A 14,747-nucleotide genomic window follows, 5' to 3' on the forward strand; every position below is an offset into this window, starting at 1 on the left:
CGCCATATACCCAAGGAGCAGCAGCATGAGCGTTCACGGCAGCACGCGACCCCACAGCAGTCGGAGCAACCCGGGTTCGCCATCGCGACGCGGTCCTGGTGCGGGCGTCAGGGCGGTGCTGCTCCTCGCGCTCGTCCTGGGGGTCACCACTGCCTGCAGCGAATCCTCCGGCGGCGGCGATCAGAAGGCCCGGGAGTGGAAGGTCGGAGACTGTGCAGGACCCGACAGCGGCGGGGCGAAGGACAGCTTCCAGAGCCTCGACTGCGACGACCCCAAGGCGACGATCAAGGCCCTTGCCGTCACTGACGGTTCCTTCTTCGCCGGGGCAGTCGAATGCCCGGCGGGTACGGACGAGATCATCTCGGTGAAGGTCGCCATCGGGTCCGGTGACGCCAGCAACGGGCTCCCCAGCAAGACCATCTGCGGCCGCAACCTGTCCGGCGACCACCCCGGTGATGCCGGAGCGGGCGGTGGCCAGCTGGTGGTGGGCGACTGCGTGGACGATACGGCCAAGGAAGTGGCCTGCGGCGCTGGGGGCAGCGGCGCGAGCAAGGTGGTGGCCCTGACGAAGACGGCCGAGGAATGTCCTGCGGGAGCCGACCCTCTGGACCTGTTCCCGAGCCCGGGCAGGCCGTACGACACGATCTGCACCAGCAAGGCCTGATCTGTTACGGCAGGCCCGGCCGAACGCCGGCCCGGCGAGGCGGAGTTCCGCCTCGCCGGGCCGTGGTGCCGACGCGTGCCGGGCGCACGGCCGATGGATGCGCCGGCGCGCCGAGCCCGCCCCCGTCAGTCCCTGCCTGCCGCTGCGGACTCCGGAGGGGACGCGTCCAGGCAGCTCGCGGCGTCCGAGAGTGCGGTGAGCAAGGCACCCAGTGACGCCGGGACCGTCGTCGTCCCGCGCACCGCCGCGCAGATCTCCCTGACCGGTTCGGGCCCCCGGACCCGGCGCACGACAACGTCCGCATCGGTACCGCGCAACCCCATCCGGGGAATCAGCGCCACACCGATGCCCGTGGCCACGAAACCCAGCGCCGTCGCGTAGTCCCCGCTCTCCACCGTGAAACCGGGGCTGAAACCCGCGGCCGCGCATGCGGTCAGCACGATGTCCAGGCACCGGTCGGAGGCCCGCTCGCTGCCCACCCATGCCTCGTCGGCGAGGGCGCCGAGATCGATCACCGGCTGCGCTGCCAGCCGGTGCCCGACCGGCAGGACCACGCGGTACGGGTCGTCGAGAAGAGGTACCAGACGGACTCCACTCGGGACGTCCCCCTGCGGCCGGACCACCACCGCCAGATCGGCAGCGCCCTCTTTGACCTCCGGCAACGGGTCGTGAGGATCGCTCAGCTTGAGCACGACCCGGATTCCCGGGTGTCCGTGCCGCATGCGGGCGAGTGCCGGAGCCACCAAAGAGGCGCCGGCGGAGCTGAAGTAGCGGACACCCACATGGCCGGTCCGGCCCTCCCGGAGGTCGGCGAGCGCCGTCTCCGCCTCGGCCACGGTCCTGCTGATGGTGTCCGCGTAACCGGTCAGCAGCCGCCCGGCCTCGGTGGGCCGTACGCCCCGGCCGGCTCTCTCCAGCAACGGCGTCGCAGCCTCTTTCTCCAGAGCCGCCACCTGTTGGCTGATGGCCGACGGTGTGTATCCGAGATTCGCGGCCGCGGCGGACACCGAACCGCTGGTGACCACAGCACGGAGGATCTGCAGGCGCCTCATATCCAGCATGTAGATGAGCTTAACAGTTGCTATAGATCATTTCACTTGTCCTGTTGGGTTCCTGGATGGAGAGTAGGCAGCGGAAAGCCCGGCGGAGCCCCCGCCGGGACGCCCCGACACGACAGGAGCCTTCACCATGCCGTCCGGCCAGGATCCGCACGACCCGCTCGCCCTCACTCACGGAATGGCCGACCTGTCCCAGGGAGTCCGGCTGCACTACGTGTCGGCCGGCGAGGGCGCCCGCACGATCGTGCTGGTCCACGGCTTTCCCCAGACCTGGTGGGAGTGGCGTCGGGTGATGGGGCCGCTCGTCGCAGCGGGATACCGCGTGATCGCTCCCGACTACCGCGGTGCCGGTCACTCGTCGCGCCCGGCCTCCGGTTACGACAAGTGGACGGTGGCGCGCGACATCCACGAACTGCTGCACGAGCACCTCGGAATCCGCGAGCCCGTCGTGCTCGTCGGCCACGACATCGGCCTCATGGTCGCCTACGCGTACGCCCAGCAGTTCCGCGACGACGTGTCCCATCTCGTGGTTGTGGACGCCCCACTTCCCGGCACCGGAGTGTTCGACCGGCTGCGCACCGACCCACGTGTGTGGCACTTCGCGTTCCACGGAGCACGTGACGTCGCGGAGATGCTGGTGGCCGGACGTGAACGGCAGTACCTCCAGGCATTCTTCGCCGTACGCAACTCCGACCCGTCGGCCATCGACGGCAGCGACTTCGACGTCTACGTCTCGGCCTATTCCGCACCGGGAGCGATGCGTGCGGGATTCGAGCTGTACCGGGCGTTCGACGCGGATGCGGAGGAGAACCGCGCGGCACTCGGGCGCAACGGCAAACTGGCGGTACCGGTGCTGGCGGTCGGCGGGGCGATGAGTACCTCGGGGGCGCTCGTCGAGGAGATGATGCGGGAAGTGGCCCACCGGGTGACGGGCTTCATCGTGCCGGGCACCGCGCATTGGATCCCCGAGGAGAACCCTCAGGAATTCACCGCCGCAGTACTGGCGTTCCTGCGCGGACAGGACGCCTGACAGCGGTCTGCCCGGCGCCGGCGCAGTACGCCCCCTGTTTCAGAGCCGGTCCAGCCAGGCGTCCTGCCCGTCCGCCAGCGGCTGCGGCAGAGGAATCGGCACGAACCTGCAGGCGAACACCAGGCCCGCGTCCTCGTCGTCGCCGCGGACGCGGTGGCTCCACGCGTCCAGAGTGTCCGCCGGAGCCCGCAGGAGGAAGAACGTGGTCCTGCGCGGCTGCCCGGTGCCGGGATGGGGGCTGTCCTCCACCGCGATCTGCCGGACCGGGACGGCGGTCGCCAGTCCGGTCTCCTCAGCGATCTCCCGCAGGACGGCGTGCTCGAGGTCCTCGCCCGGCCGTACGCCTCCCGCAGGGATCTGGGTACCCGCCTCCGGTGCATCCACGTGGTCGAACACGAGCAGTTCTGTGATGTCTCGTCGGCGGACCACGTAGGCGGCGACACGGATTCTGGGGCGGGTCATACCCGCATTCATTCACGGGTGCGACCCCGGAATGTGCCCGGCGGCCACAGATTCGTGACCGTCGGGCCGCACCACGGACTCCGGGGCGACGATCAGTCGCGCAGGCAGAACCTCCGGTTCGCCACCCACTGGCCGAACCAGTCGCTCAGCGGAATGCTGATGCACCACTCGGATCCGTTGGTGTCCGGTGTGGGCACGGTCGGTGTGGGCTTGTCGGGCTTGGGCGTGCCGCTCGGCGCGGGTACGGGCGAGGTGGGATCGGCGGTCCCCGGCTTCTGGGTCAGCATCTCGCGGTACACCCGGGACGACTCGGGGTTCTCGGCGCACTGCCACACGCCGTGCGGGCAGTAGTCCGTGATCGTCTGGTACACCGGCTTGTGCTGGTCGATCCACTTCAGCATGCGACGCATGTACTGCGGGTTGTCGCCGTTGCGGAACAGGCCCCACTCCGGATAGGAGATCGGCTTGCCGCGCTCCGCGGCGAAGTCGACCTGCTTCTGCAGCCCGTACGGTTCGTTCACCTGCTCGTCGAAGGTCCGGGCCGGAGGCTGGTCGTAGGAGTCCATGCCGATGATGTCGACGACGTCGTCGCCGGGATAGCACTCGGTCCAGGGAACGGCGTCCCGCCCTCGGCTCGGGGCGAAGTCGAAGCGGAACTTCTGGCCCGGGACCGACCGCATCGTGGTGACGATGCGACTCCAGTACGCCTTCCACGCAACGGGATCCGGACCGCAGCGGTGCGTGTACGTGGTGCCGTTCATCTCCCAGCCGAGGACGATCACCGTGTCCGGGATGCCCAGCAGGACCAGCCGGTCGGCCAGCTTGCGGAAGTGCTCGTCGAACTCTCCCCGGGCACCCGCCCGCAGGAGTCTGCGCACCTCCGCGTCCGGGACGCGCGCCTCGTTCCGCTCCAGCATCGGCGTATTGAGTACGAACATCCGGTCCTCGGACGCCCGCCGCCAGGCACCCCACGCCGCGAGGAATCCGGGTCGGCCCTCGATGTTCTCCCACAGGTCGCCCGGCAGGTAGCTGTGCCCGACACGCAGCTCCGTCCCGCCGAGCCAGCGCGACAGCTCCGCCATCCGCCGGATGCCGTCGGGTCCGTAGTCCAGGTAGGCGCCGATCGCGGTGGTGTCGGCAGCCGGCGAGGAAGCAGGTGAAGCGCCCTTACCGGACTCGGAGTCCGCCCCGGTCCGCTCGGTGACGACCGCACCACCGACGAGGAGGCCGAGCACAGCCGTCCCGATGCAGAAACTGATGAGACGGCGCTGTGCGGGCACGGCTCCTCCTTGGGGTTTTTCGGCATACCTACGACGATCTCGACCCTAAGGAGAAACGCTCAACAATGGGCTGTGCGAGCGCTTTTGAGTAGGCCATTCGCGACATCCGGAGAATCAGACCGGTCCATTCGGGTGACAATTGTCGAAGGTGAAGGGAAGTGAGCGGACGCGGTTGTCGAAATTCGAATCGACGAGGACCGGTTCGCCGACCGCCCGCACGTTCCCGAGCCGCGTGAGCAGTTCGTGGAAGAGCGCCTTCATTTCCAGCCGTGCCAAATGTGCTCCCAGACAGTGATGGGGTCCGCCCCCGCCGTATCCGAGGTGCGGATTGGGGGTGCGGGTGATGTCGAAGGCATCGGGGTCGGTGAATACCGAGGCGTCCCGGTTCGCCGAAGCGTAGAGAAGCATGACCTTCTCGCCGGGAACGAAGGTGCGCCCGCCGAGTGTGGCCTCGGCCGCGACCGTCCGGCGGAACTGGATGATCGGCGTCGAGTGCCGGACGATCTCGTCCACCGCGCCGTCGGCGTAGCGGTCGAAGTCGGACTCGAGGAGAGCGCGCTGCTCCGGGTGTGCGGTCAGCAGGAGCAGGCCGTGGGCGATCGCGTTACGTGTGGTCTCCACCCCCGCCACCAGCAACAGGGAGAAGAAGGCGCCGAGCTGACGCGAGGACAGTGCCTGGCCGTCGACGTCTGCGCGGACCAGGGCCGAGATCACATCGTCGGCGGGCCGGCGACGGCGTTCACGTGCGAGCTTCGCCATCACCATCTGCATACGGCCCAGGGAGCGCAGACCACGGCCGGGCACCCGCAGCCGTGCGCGGCCCCGGCGCCTGACGCCCACGTACTCCGACGCCTGATCGATCTGGGCGGCGATCTCGGCGCGATGGTGGCCGGGGATTCCCATCAGGTCGCAGATGACCTCGAACGGCATACGGGAGGGAGCCGAGGGCATGAAGTCGCCGGGGCCGTCGGCGATCATCTCGTCCACCAGCCGACGCGCGATGTCGCGGATGTTCTCCTCGGTGGCCGCGAGCAGCCTCGGAGTGAACGCACGGGAGATGGTCCTGCGCAGCCCCGCGTGCTCGGCGCCGTCCATGTTGACCATGGAATTGCCGAACACCGCTTTGGCCCAGCGGGCCGGTTCCGGAGTGGTGACACCGGGCGCGCTCGCGAAGAGGTGCGGCTGCCGGCTCGCCGCCTTCACATCGGCGTGCCTCACCAGCGCGTGGAAAGGCGCGTGCGGGCCCGTACGAGGGGTGAACAGGGCCGGCGCGTCGAGTTCCCGCAGCAGCGCGAACGCGGACAGCCGCTCGGGCCGGGGCAACTGCCAGAACGACGGGTCGGCCAGATCGACGTCCGCCGTCCTGCGCACGCGGCTCGTGGGTACCTGGGTCGGCGCGTTCATGCAACCTCCGTGAGCTCGGAACGGCCATGCTGGCCCGCCGCGCGCTGCCGTCCGGGCGACACGGCCGGACGGACCGGAAAAGTTCCCACGGTCGCGTGATTCGCGCACGACGAGAACCGTTCACGCGCCGCCTCGTTGTCAACTTCGAGAGAGAAGACACCTCGGAAGAGTGGACGAGAGGCAGGAAGACAGATCATGGATCCGACCACCGGCACGAGCGGCGCCCGGGCCGCCAGGAAGAGCCCGGCCCGCCGCGTCGTGCTGCGCGCCGCCTTCACGGCGAGCGTGATCGCCGGGACGGGCGGCGCGCTCGCTCCGATTCTCGTGACAGACCGGGAGTCCCGGGCCGGCGCCACGGATGACCGGCCCCCCGCCACGGAGGCAGAGACCCGCACCGGCGGGCGAGGGCGCCCTCCCGGGCCCGAGCGGTTCGCCGAGATGTACCGGGGCCGTGACATCCGCGGGACGGCGACGGCCCTGGTGCCTGCCGGCGGCGAGGCGCCCACCGGCCGGACCGGTGCCGTGGCCGCGATCGCGGACACGCAGGTGAGCATCGACGGCAGAACGCTGCATGTGATGAGGCGCTCCGACGGGAGCTACCTCAGCACGGTCAACCACTACGAGTCGTTCCCGACACTGCTCGAGACGGCCCGCGCGGCGGTCGACGAGATCGGCACCGCCCAGCTGGCCAAGGCCTCCCCGCACACCATCTGAACCACGAAGGACGAGCACGGGTGTACAGCCGCAAGAATCAGCGCAACCTCACACGCACGGAGAAGAAGCGCCTGGTCGGTGCGATCCTGGAGCTCAAGCGCTCGGGACGGTACGACGAGTTCGTCGACCTGCACCGGGAGTTCTACGTCACCGACGCCGAGAGCCGGCCACGGCCCGCTCATATGACCCCGTCCTTCTTCCCGTGGCACCGCAGGTACCTGCTGGAGTTCGAGAAGGCCCTGCAGGCCGTCGACCCCGGCGTGTCGATCCCGTACTGGGACTGGACGCGGGACAACACGCCGGCGTCCTCCCTCTGGGCGGAGGACTTCCTCGGCGGCAACGGGAGGTCCGGGGACCGGCAGGTCATGACAGGGCCGTTCGCGTACCGGGAGGGAAACTGGCGCATCAGCGCGGGAGTCACCGACGACCACTTCCTGCGCCGGAACTTCGGCCGCCCCTCCGCGCCGGTCACCCTGCCCAGCAAGGCCGATGTGGACCGGGCGCTGAGCGACCCGGTCTACGACACCGCGCCGTGGAACAGCGTCAGCACCACCGGCTTCCGGAACAGGATCGAGGGCTGGGGGATCAGAGGCGGACGAGGGGTGGCCAACCACAACCAGGTGCACCGGTGGATCGGTGGCTCGATGGGGGGTGCCGCGTCGCCCGACGACCCGGTCTTCTGGCTGCACCACGCCTTCATGGATCTGCTCTGGACACGATGGCAGAAGGCGCACCCGCGCTCCCGCTACCTGCCGGGCCGCGGACTCCCGGCCGGCGATCCGCAGCGCGACCGGGTCTTCGCCCTCGACGAGCCGATGCCCCCCTGGGACGTGGCGCCCGCGAAGCTCCTGGATCACAGCCGCCTGTACCGCTACGTCTGAGCGGCGGGATCCGGCCCGGCCGCGGAAACGGCCGGGCCGCTCCTCCCGGTGGGGAGGAGCGGCCCGGCGGCGTACGGCGTGGAGATCAGTGGCCGTAGCCGTAGTCACCCTTGTCCTCGTGGCTGTCCGACACGTTCGCGCAGGTGTTGCCGAAGGCCGGGTTGAGCAGCGCGATGACGTTCACGGTGTTGCCGCAGACGTTGACCGGGATGTGAACGGGCACCTGAATGGCGTTGCCCGAACCGACACCGGGGGAGTGGGCGGCGACGGCCTCCGCGCCGGCGTCGGCGGTAGCCAGGCCGGCACCGCCGGCGATCAGGGCACCGGTACCTGCCATGACAGCGGCTACCTTCGAGATGCGCGACATCTGTTCTCCTTGAGAGGGTCGAGCCGGCTGCAGAACGTGCGCCGGCATGCCCTGACAACGCGAAAATCGACAGACGGTAACGGATCGGATCAAAAGTCGTAATCCGCGGTCATCTCCGGCCGATGGCGGAGAGGCCCCCGGCAGGCAGAGAGCTCAGCCTGCTGTGCCAGTCACGTGCGGCGGGAAAGCGGTTCTTCACGGCTTCCGCGGCCCTGTCCCGCGCCACCACCTGCGACTCGCGCAACCGGAGCAGCGGTTCCAGAGCGGAGCGGGCGAGCAGGAGGCGCTGGTTGACGACCGGAACGGGTTCCCAGGTGTTCTTGTACTGCTCCGAGCCGCGCAGCAGACTCAGCACACTGCGTCCCGTGTCCGCCGCCTGCTGTGCCGCCTCGCGCAGCAGCATCACCGACACGTCCACCTTCTTGTCCCGGAGCCCGGGATCGGCTCCGTACAGATAGGCACCGGCCAGATGCGCGGACCTGAGCGACAGGTCGGCGGCCACCACATCGCCGTCGAGCACGAACTCCGTCAGCGACGCCTCGCCGTCGCGGACCATCCGGCGGGTCGCACGCACCAGATGCGCGGAGAAGCGCGGCCGCAGGTGCTCGGGGTTGATCCCACGGCCGCGCCACTGGCGCTCGTGCAGCCGCACCAGGGTGTCGACCGCGTCCGCCACGCGGTGCTCGGGCGCGGGGCGGCACTCGATCCGCAGAGCGTCCAGCTTGCGCAGCTTGGACCGGGCGCGCTGGGCACGCGAACCGGGCATCCGTGAAAGGAGCGCGCCGATGGGCTCGGCGGGGAGTTCCATGCAGGTCGAGTCCGTGAGCCTGCTCCTGGCGCCCGACCAGTTCTCGTACAGCAGCTGGGCCGAGGCGTCGGGCCGCACCTCCCGCAGATCGATCACTGTGTGGACGGCGGCCCGTTCGAGTCCGCGCTCCAGGGCCATGACCGCGCCCTTCGCCTCCTCGTCGTCCACGAGGATGTCGAAGAAGTCGGAGATCGCCCCGCCCATGGGCACCAGCAGGGGCAGCGGGCGGTGTACGAGCATCAGGGGAGCCGCACCGATCAGCCGCCCGTTCCGCCGGGCCAGTACGACGCGGAGCCTGCCCGGTGCCCCGTAGGACAGCCACCACGAATGCAGCCAGGCGTGGCTCTGGAAGGGCGTGGCGGTCGAGCAGCGGCGGTGCAGGGCGTCCCATTCCCCGGAGAGTCCGGTGAACTCGCCCAGGTCGCGGCAGAGGGTGACGGTGAGGCGCCCGTCCAGGTCGACGGTCATCGCACGAGCTCCCGTTCGTCGGCCGGGAGCGGACCGCCCGCCTGGGCGGGAGCCGGCACCTGGGCGGGGACACCCCGGTTACCCGGGCGGGGCCGTACGAGGAGGACCAGGCCGCCGATCAGCCCGCCCGCGCTCGCACCCACGGCCGTGCCGAGGGGCACCGAGGGGGACACCGGTTCCGCCGAGGGCACGGCGTGCGAGAACTTGAGGAGTTTCACCCCGGTGTCCTTGGCGACATGACCGCTGCTCACCACCACGGCCTCGGTGACCGCGTTGGCGATGTCAGCGGCCCGTCGCCGGTTCTCCGACGTTCCGGTGATCGCGATCATGGGCGAGTCGGGGGAGGTCTCGGAGCGTACGTGGGTGCGCAGTTCCCGTACCGGCTCGCCCGCGGCGCCGCGGGCGTAGACCAGGGTCGCCTCGCTCGTGGCCAGGCGGCCGTACGACTGGGCGTAGCCGAGCGCGGCTGCCGGGTCGACGCCCTTGTCGGCCGCCACCATGGCGTAGCTGGTCGCCGAGTACTCGGTCGGGGCGAGCAGTCCGTAGGACAGCCCGGACGCCGTTCCGAGCAGGATGCAGGCGGGCAGGGGCCACCAGTGGGGCAGTGCGGACTTGGGGCGGAGTCTGCGGAACCGTCCGCGGGCGGCCGGCTGCTGCTCGGGCGACTCGGTCATGAGTGTGCTCTCCAGGTCGAAGGGGCGGTGTCGAGGGCGTGCGCGTAGACATCCATGAGGCGTTCGCTGCTGAGCCTGATGTCGTACTGGTCCACGGCCGGGGGCGGCGGCAGTCTTCGTACGCCGCTCTCCATCCGGTGGCGCAGCGCGGCCGTCAGCTCGTGCGTGAGATCGGCGGGAGAGGAGAGGGACCCGGCGTCGCCGATGCGGGTGGCGCCCGGTGCCCGGCCGGCCGGGAGGTCCTCGATGGCGGGACAGGCGCTGTGCACGACGGGAAGTCCGGCGGCCAGGGCCTCGACGGCCGCCAGCCCGAAGGTCTCCTCGCGGGACGCCGAGACGAAGGTGTCCATGGCCGAGAGCACCGCGGGGATCCCGGGGCCCGCCGTGCCACCGTCCGTGTCGCACTCGCCGAGGAGACGGACCCGTTCGGCGATCCCGAGCCGGGAGGCCAGGGCGCGCAGCGAGCCGGCCTCGGGTCCGTCCCCGGCCAGTACCAGCCAGGCGCCCGGGAGCGCCGCAACGGCACGGATCAGTACGTCGAAGCGTTTGCCGGGCACGAGCCTGCCGACGCCCCCCACCACGAAGGCGTCGTCGGGGATACGGAGCAGTGCGCGGGTCGCACGGCGCTGACCGCTGTCGAAGCGGAAGCGGGCCGCGTCGATTCCGTTGGGCACGGTGTGGATCCGGGCGGCCGGCACGCCCCAGTCGAGCAGGCGGCCGGCGATGGTGGGGGAGACGGCGACCGTCGCCGCCCCGAGGCGCTCGGTGCGCAGGTACAGGGCCCGGGTGCCGCGGGTGAGCGGCCGCCCCTCGATCTCCGCATGCCCCAGGGAATGCTCCGTGGCGATCGTGGCACGCGTGGTCCCGGCGAGCCGGGCCGCGATCCGCCCGTAGACGCATGCCCGGTACAGATGGGTGTGCACGAGGTCGTACGCGCCGCGGCGGATGAGCCTGGCCAGCCTGGGCACGGCGGTGAGGTCGCGGTTGCCGTTCATCCCCAGGTGCCCGACGCGGATGCCGTCGGCACGCAGTCCTTCGGCGACCGGTCCGGGGTTGGTGAGCGTCACGACGTCGCAGGGCACCGGCAGATGACGGAGCAGCAGACGCAACTGCTGCTCCGCGCCGCCGACACCGAGGCCCGTGATGATGTGCAGGGCCTTCATCGGGTCCCCCCGGCGGGGACGGGCGCGGGGGCGGCGCCGGGGCGGTGGCGCAGCCGGTGCCGCAGCTCCTTCGCGCGCAGCCGGGTGCCCCGGTCGGCGTGGCTGATGTGCGTACGGGGCAGGGCCAGCGGTCCGATCAGGGGACCGGGGCCGAGCGCGCAGCCGTAGCCGTACCCCGCGTCCCGGACCGACGCCAGCACCCGCCGGTCGGCCGTGCCGTACGGATAGCAGAAGCCGGCCGGAGCGGTCCCCGTGATGCCGCGGATCGCCTCCCTGCTGCCGTGCGTCTCCACACGCAGCTCCTCGTCGCTCAGCGCCGTCAGGTCCAGGTGGCGCATGCCGTGCGAGCCGACTTCCAGCCCCGCGTCCGCGACGGCACGGATGCCGTCCTCGGACAGCAGGGGCTTCCGGGGGCCGAGCGGATCCCATGCGTTGGATCCGCCCGTCCGGCCGGGCAGGACGAACACCGTCGCCGTGAAGCCGTGGCCGAGCAGTACCGGGAGCGCTTCGTGGAGGAAGTCGGCGTACCCGTCGTCGAAGGTCAGCCCGACCAGCCCGCGGCGGCCGGAGGCGTGTGCGCGCAGGAGCGCCCCGACCCCCACGCCGGTGAGGCGGCGACGGCGCAGCCAGGTCAGCTGCTGGTCCAGGCGGTCGGCGGAGACGGTGATGCCGTACGGATCGTCCGTGGGGTCGCTCACCGAGTGGTAGGTGAGAATCCACGGCTGAGGTCGGAGAACGGACGGGACGGCGGCGTGTGCCGATGTGTCAGCGGCCATGAAGGAACCTCTGTCGGGTGAGAGCCAGCAGATGAACGACTTCGGGAGCTCTGAGGGCAAGTCCGGTGAGAAGGAAGGCCGCCGGGACGAGGACACAGCCGGCCGCCAGGCTGAGTGCCGGATGGCCGATCGCCGGGGCGGCCGCCCAACCCGCGGCCCCGGCGACCGCTGCCGCGGCCGCGGGCCGGCCGAGGGAGACGGCGACGGCGCGGACCCGGATGGCGACCGCGCGCGAGCCCAGCCCCAGGAGCAGCAGCAGCGCGGCCGTGCTGATGCCGACGGCGTTCGCCGCCGCGATGCCGTTGACGCCGAACGGGCCGGCCAGGGCCAGACCGGCCCCCGTGGTGACCAGCAGCCCGGCGCCCATCGCGCAGACCGGGTACCAGGTGGGCTTTCCGGCGGAGAAGAACGGCCTGCACAGCGTTCCGACCAGGGTGTGGCCGAGCAGCCCGAGTGCGTAGATCCGCATCACCCCGGCAGTGGCCGCGGTGTCCTGGGCATCGAAAGCGCCGCGCTGGAAGAGCACTTCGACGATCTGGTGCGCGTAACCGAGCACCATCGACGTGCCCAGCAGGACCACCGTCCCGGCCAGGGCGAGATCGCGCTCGACCCGTCGGCGGGCGCCGTCCTGGTCCCCGGCCGCCATCGCCCGGGCGACGACCGGGAAGGTCACCGTACAGATCATCATGGACAGCACCATCGGGAGCTGCGCGACCTTCTGGGCGTAGTTGAGATGGGAGATGGCCCCGTCGGACAGGGACGAGGCGAGGAACCGCTCGACGAACACCTGCGACTGACGGCCCACCACGAACAGCACGACGGGCGCGAGGACCGTGGCGCCCAGGAGCGGGGAGAGTCCCTCCCGTGCCGGGCGCGGCCCGTCGGCGCGTGGCACCCGCCGCCGCAGCAGCCGTGCGAACGTGGGCAACTGGGTCAGGATCATCAGCACACTGCCGACGGCCACCCCGGCCGCCGCGGCGCGCACGCCCCAGACGGAGTGCAGTGCGAGCGTCATGCCGATGATGCCGATGTTGTAGGCGATGTAGACCCCGGCCGGGGCCAGGAAGCGCCCGTGCGCCCGCAGGGCCGCGCTGAAGTACCCGGTGACGCCGAAGGTGAGCACCGTGACCGCTGTCAGACGGGTGCATTCCACGGCCAGTCCGGGATCGCTCAGACCCGGCGCCAGAATCCTGACGACCCACGGAGCTCCCAGGACCAGCAGGGCACCGGCACCGGCCAGTGAGGCGAACAACCGGGGAAAGGTGTCCGCGACGAGTGCCCGTACGGGATCGTCCGATTGTCCGTCCGCAGCAGATCCAGCGGCGCGCCGGGCCAGCGCATGGCTGAAGGCAGGGACGAGCAGCAGGGCCATCCCGTCCTCGATCAGCAGCGTGGCCGCCATCTCGGGCACGGTCCAGGCGATCAGGAACGCGTCGCTGGCATGGCTCGCGCCGAAGAGCCGGGCGATGGCCTGGTCCCGCACGAGCCCCAGCAGGGAGGCGATCACGGTCAGCCCGGCGGCACCGGCGGCCGCCCGGGCGAGGAACCGCCCCGGCCCCGGCGGAGCTTGGGGCGCGGATGTCCCCGGACCCTTCGCCTGCTCGGCCGTCGCCGCAGAGACCCGGCTCACGCGGCGGTCGCCCTCTCCGGCTCGGCCAGCGCCCACCACGCGGCCAGTCCGAGCACGATTCCCGTGAGGACGGTGGAGGGACCGCCGATGTCCGCGTAAAGGAAGTCGACCGTCTGCCACGTCATCAGCCCGACCGCGGCGAGACCGCAGTCGACGGCCGCGGCTCCCCGGGCCCGGGCGAGGACCAGCCTGCGCACCCCGCCGGCCAGGACCACCACCCAGGTGCCCGCAAGGGCGGTGAGGCCGATGAGTCCCTGCTCGCTCAGCACGAGCAGGTACATGTTGTGGGGGGACAGCAGCGGCTGCTTGCGGAAGTCCTGCCCGGCGCCCGCGGTGTCACTGCCCGAGGAGAGGCCGATCGAGGCGTGTCCGTCGCGGTGCGCGGGGAAGCCCTTGAGACCGACGCCGGTCACGGGCTGCTCGCGCCACATGCCGGCCGCGGCGGCCCACATGGTGTATCGGTCGTTGACCGACCGGTCGGGGGCGCGCGTCACCTCGGTGATGCTGGTGAGCCGCTGCGAGACCATCTCGGACCCGACGCCGAAACCGCCGACGAGTACGACTCCGGCCGCGCACACCACAGCCAGCGCGCGCACGGCCTGTCGCAGCCCGGTCAGCGCGATCACGGCCAGTGCACCCGCGACCGTCGCGATCCAGGCCCCCCTGCTGAACGACAGGGTGAGCGGAACCACCAGGAGCGCGGCGACGCAGAACGCACCGGGACGCAGCCACCGGGGCCCGCCGGCGCGGGTACCCAGCGCGTACGCGGCGGCTGCGAGCAGCCCGTAGGCGACCACCGTGGCCATGCCCATCACGTCGCTGGGCCCGAACGTACCGACGGCGCGGATGTCCTCGCCCATGTAGGAGGCGCCGGACCCGGTGGCGTACTGGTACACCCCCGTTGCGCCCTGGACGAGGGCGAGAAGGACCAGCGTGCCCGTGATGATCCGGAACCCTCGGGCGTCCCGGACCAGGATGAAGACGGCGGCCGGTACCAGCACGAAGATCTGCAGGTACCGGACGAAGCCGGGGAGTGCCGCCGCCGGGTCCGCCGCGGTGACCGTGGCCACCGCGAGACCAACGGCCGGCAGTCCCAGAACGACGGCCGCGGCCGGGGTGAGAGGGCGCGTCCGCAGGAACAGCAGGCGCCCCAGGCAGACGAGCACCGCGACGCCCGAGACGAGGTCGGCCGGCGGAACGCCGTTCACGGTCCCGGGCCCCGAGCCGTCGGCCGGCACGGCCAGGAGCAGTACCGTCGCGACCAGGGGCAGCAGCGGCCATCCGGTGGCCCACCGGCGCGCGACCGGGGGCGCCGGTCCGGACCGGACGACGGGTGCCGGCGGCGCGGCGGTCAGGGTGAGAGTCACG

15 protein-coding genes are annotated in these 14,747 nt (G+C 71.2%); 4 read left to right on the top strand and 11 right to left on the bottom strand.

Going from position 1 to position 14,747, the window contains the following annotated elements:
- The first annotated feature begins 25 nt into the window (after positions 1-25).
- Positions 26-664, top strand: coding sequence for a hypothetical protein (locus OG257_RS35430; RefSeq protein WP_329214267.1), 639 nt, complete (start codon positions 26-28; stop codon positions 662-664).
- 125 nt (positions 665-789) lie between these two features.
- Here OG257_RS35430 and OG257_RS35435 read toward each other — a convergent pair whose 3' ends face one another.
- The gene (locus OG257_RS35435) at positions 790-1,725 is read right to left on the bottom strand and encodes a LysR family transcriptional regulator (protein ID WP_329214269.1); all 936 of its coding nucleotides are present in this window, start codon (positions 1,723-1,725) and stop codon (positions 790-792) included.
- Between the two features lie 127 nt (positions 1,726-1,852).
- Between OG257_RS35435 and OG257_RS35440 the strand changes: the two genes are divergently transcribed.
- Complete coding sequence (locus OG257_RS35440) at positions 1,853-2,752, top strand: alpha/beta fold hydrolase (protein WP_329214271.1); 900 nt, start codon at positions 1,853-1,855, stop codon at positions 2,750-2,752.
- A 39-nt stretch (positions 2,753-2,791) separates the two neighbouring features.
- On the opposite strand, the gene OG257_RS35445 is transcribed toward OG257_RS35440, so the two are convergent.
- From OG257_RS35445 to OG257_RS35455, 3 genes are all read right to left on the bottom strand, one after another.
- On the bottom strand, positions 2,792-3,214 hold the full coding sequence (locus tag OG257_RS35445) for an NUDIX hydrolase (protein ID WP_329214273.1): 423 nt from the start codon (positions 3,212-3,214) through the stop codon (positions 2,792-2,794).
- 92 nt (positions 3,215-3,306) lie between these two features.
- The gene (locus OG257_RS35450) at positions 3,307-4,494 is read right to left on the bottom strand and encodes a glycoside hydrolase family 26 protein (RefSeq protein WP_329214275.1); all 1,188 of its coding nucleotides are present in this window, start codon (positions 4,492-4,494) and stop codon (positions 3,307-3,309) included.
- A gap of 114 nt (positions 4,495-4,608) precedes the next feature.
- Positions 4,609-5,898: a cytochrome P450 gene (locus tag OG257_RS35455; RefSeq protein WP_329214277.1), complete on the bottom strand. Its 1,290-nt coding sequence runs from the start codon at positions 5,896-5,898 to the stop codon at positions 4,609-4,611.
- Between the two features lie 195 nt (positions 5,899-6,093).
- On the opposite strand from OG257_RS35455, the gene OG257_RS35460 reads away from it, so the two are divergent.
- Positions 6,094-6,612, top strand: coding sequence for a tyrosinase family oxidase copper chaperone (locus OG257_RS35460; protein WP_329214279.1), 519 nt, complete (start codon positions 6,094-6,096; stop codon positions 6,610-6,612).
- A gap of 20 nt (positions 6,613-6,632) precedes the next feature.
- Positions 6,633-7,493, top strand: a complete 861-nt coding sequence (locus tag OG257_RS35465; RefSeq protein ID WP_329214281.1) for a tyrosinase family protein — start codon at positions 6,633-6,635, stop codon at positions 7,491-7,493.
- 85 nt (positions 7,494-7,578) lie between these two features.
- Here the strand turns inward: OG257_RS35465 and OG257_RS35470 are convergent, their stop codons facing one another.
- The 7 genes from OG257_RS35470 to OG257_RS35500 form a co-directional block, all read right to left on the bottom strand.
- Positions 7,579-7,860 (bottom strand): chaplin, encoded by a 282-nt coding sequence (locus OG257_RS35470; protein WP_329214283.1) that lies wholly within the window; start codon positions 7,858-7,860, stop codon positions 7,579-7,581.
- A gap of 109 nt (positions 7,861-7,969) precedes the next feature.
- Complete coding sequence (locus OG257_RS35475; protein WP_329214285.1) at positions 7,970-9,136, bottom strand: GNAT family N-acetyltransferase; 1,167 nt, start codon at positions 9,134-9,136, stop codon at positions 7,970-7,972.
- On the bottom strand, positions 9,133-9,810 hold the full coding sequence (locus OG257_RS35480; protein WP_329214287.1) for a YveK family protein: 678 nt from the start codon (positions 9,808-9,810) through the stop codon (positions 9,133-9,135). Before OG257_RS35480 ends, OG257_RS35475 begins: the two co-directional genes overlap by 4 nt.
- Positions 9,807-10,973, bottom strand: coding sequence for a glycosyltransferase (locus OG257_RS35485; protein WP_329214289.1), 1,167 nt, complete (start codon positions 10,971-10,973; stop codon positions 9,807-9,809). Before OG257_RS35485 ends, OG257_RS35480 begins: the two co-directional genes overlap by 4 nt.
- Positions 10,970-11,749, bottom strand: coding sequence for a polysaccharide deacetylase family protein (locus OG257_RS35490; protein WP_329214291.1), 780 nt, complete (start codon positions 11,747-11,749; stop codon positions 10,970-10,972). Before OG257_RS35490 ends, OG257_RS35485 begins: the two co-directional genes overlap by 4 nt.
- Positions 11,739-13,379, bottom strand: a complete 1,641-nt coding sequence (locus tag OG257_RS35495) for a lipid II flippase MurJ (RefSeq protein ID WP_329214293.1) — start codon at positions 13,377-13,379, stop codon at positions 11,739-11,741. The genes OG257_RS35490 and OG257_RS35495 overlap by 11 nt, the downstream gene beginning before the upstream one ends.
- The gene (locus OG257_RS35500) at positions 13,376-14,746 is read right to left on the bottom strand and encodes an O-antigen ligase family protein (RefSeq protein WP_329214295.1); all 1,371 of its coding nucleotides are present in this window, start codon (positions 14,744-14,746) and stop codon (positions 13,376-13,378) included. The genes OG257_RS35495 and OG257_RS35500 overlap by 4 nt, the downstream gene beginning before the upstream one ends.
- Position 14,747 lies beyond the last annotated feature (1 nt).

Source organism: Streptomyces sp. NBC_00683 (genome assembly GCF_036226745.1).
Classification (GTDB): domain Bacteria; phylum Actinomycetota; class Actinomycetes; order Streptomycetales; family Streptomycetaceae; genus Streptomyces.

Coding starts and splice junctions, on each gene's coding strand:
- OG257_RS35435 (WP_329214269.1), bottom strand. CDS start 1,725: ATGCTGGATATGAGGCGCCTGCAGATCCTCCGTGCTGTGGTCACCAGC.
- OG257_RS35480 (WP_329214287.1), bottom strand. CDS start 9,810: ATGACCGAGTCGCCCGAGCAGCAGCCGGCCGCCCGCGGACGGTTCCGC.
- OG257_RS35485 (WP_329214289.1), bottom strand. CDS start 10,973: ATGAAGGCCCTGCACATCATCACGGGCCTCGGTGTCGGCGGCGCGGAG.
- OG257_RS35470 (WP_329214283.1), bottom strand. CDS start 7,860: ATGTCGCGCATCTCGAAGGTAGCCGCTGTCATGGCAGGTACCGGTGCC.
- OG257_RS35440 (WP_329214271.1), top strand. CDS start 1,853: ATGCCGTCCGGCCAGGATCCGCACGACCCGCTCGCCCTCACTCACGGA.
- OG257_RS35455 (WP_329214277.1), bottom strand. CDS start 5,898: ATGAACGCGCCGACCCAGGTACCCACGAGCCGCGTGCGCAGGACGGCG.
- OG257_RS35460 (WP_329214279.1), top strand. CDS start 6,094: ATGGATCCGACCACCGGCACGAGCGGCGCCCGGGCCGCCAGGAAGAGC.
- OG257_RS35445 (WP_329214273.1), bottom strand. CDS start 3,214: ATGACCCGCCCCAGAATCCGTGTCGCCGCCTACGTGGTCCGCCGACGA.
- OG257_RS35475 (WP_329214285.1), bottom strand. CDS start 9,136: ATGACCGTCGACCTGGACGGGCGCCTCACCGTCACCCTCTGCCGCGAC.
- OG257_RS35430 (WP_329214267.1), top strand. CDS start 26: ATGAGCGTTCACGGCAGCACGCGACCCCACAGCAGTCGGAGCAACCCG.
- OG257_RS35490 (WP_329214291.1), bottom strand. CDS start 11,749: ATGGCCGCTGACACATCGGCACACGCCGCCGTCCCGTCCGTTCTCCGA.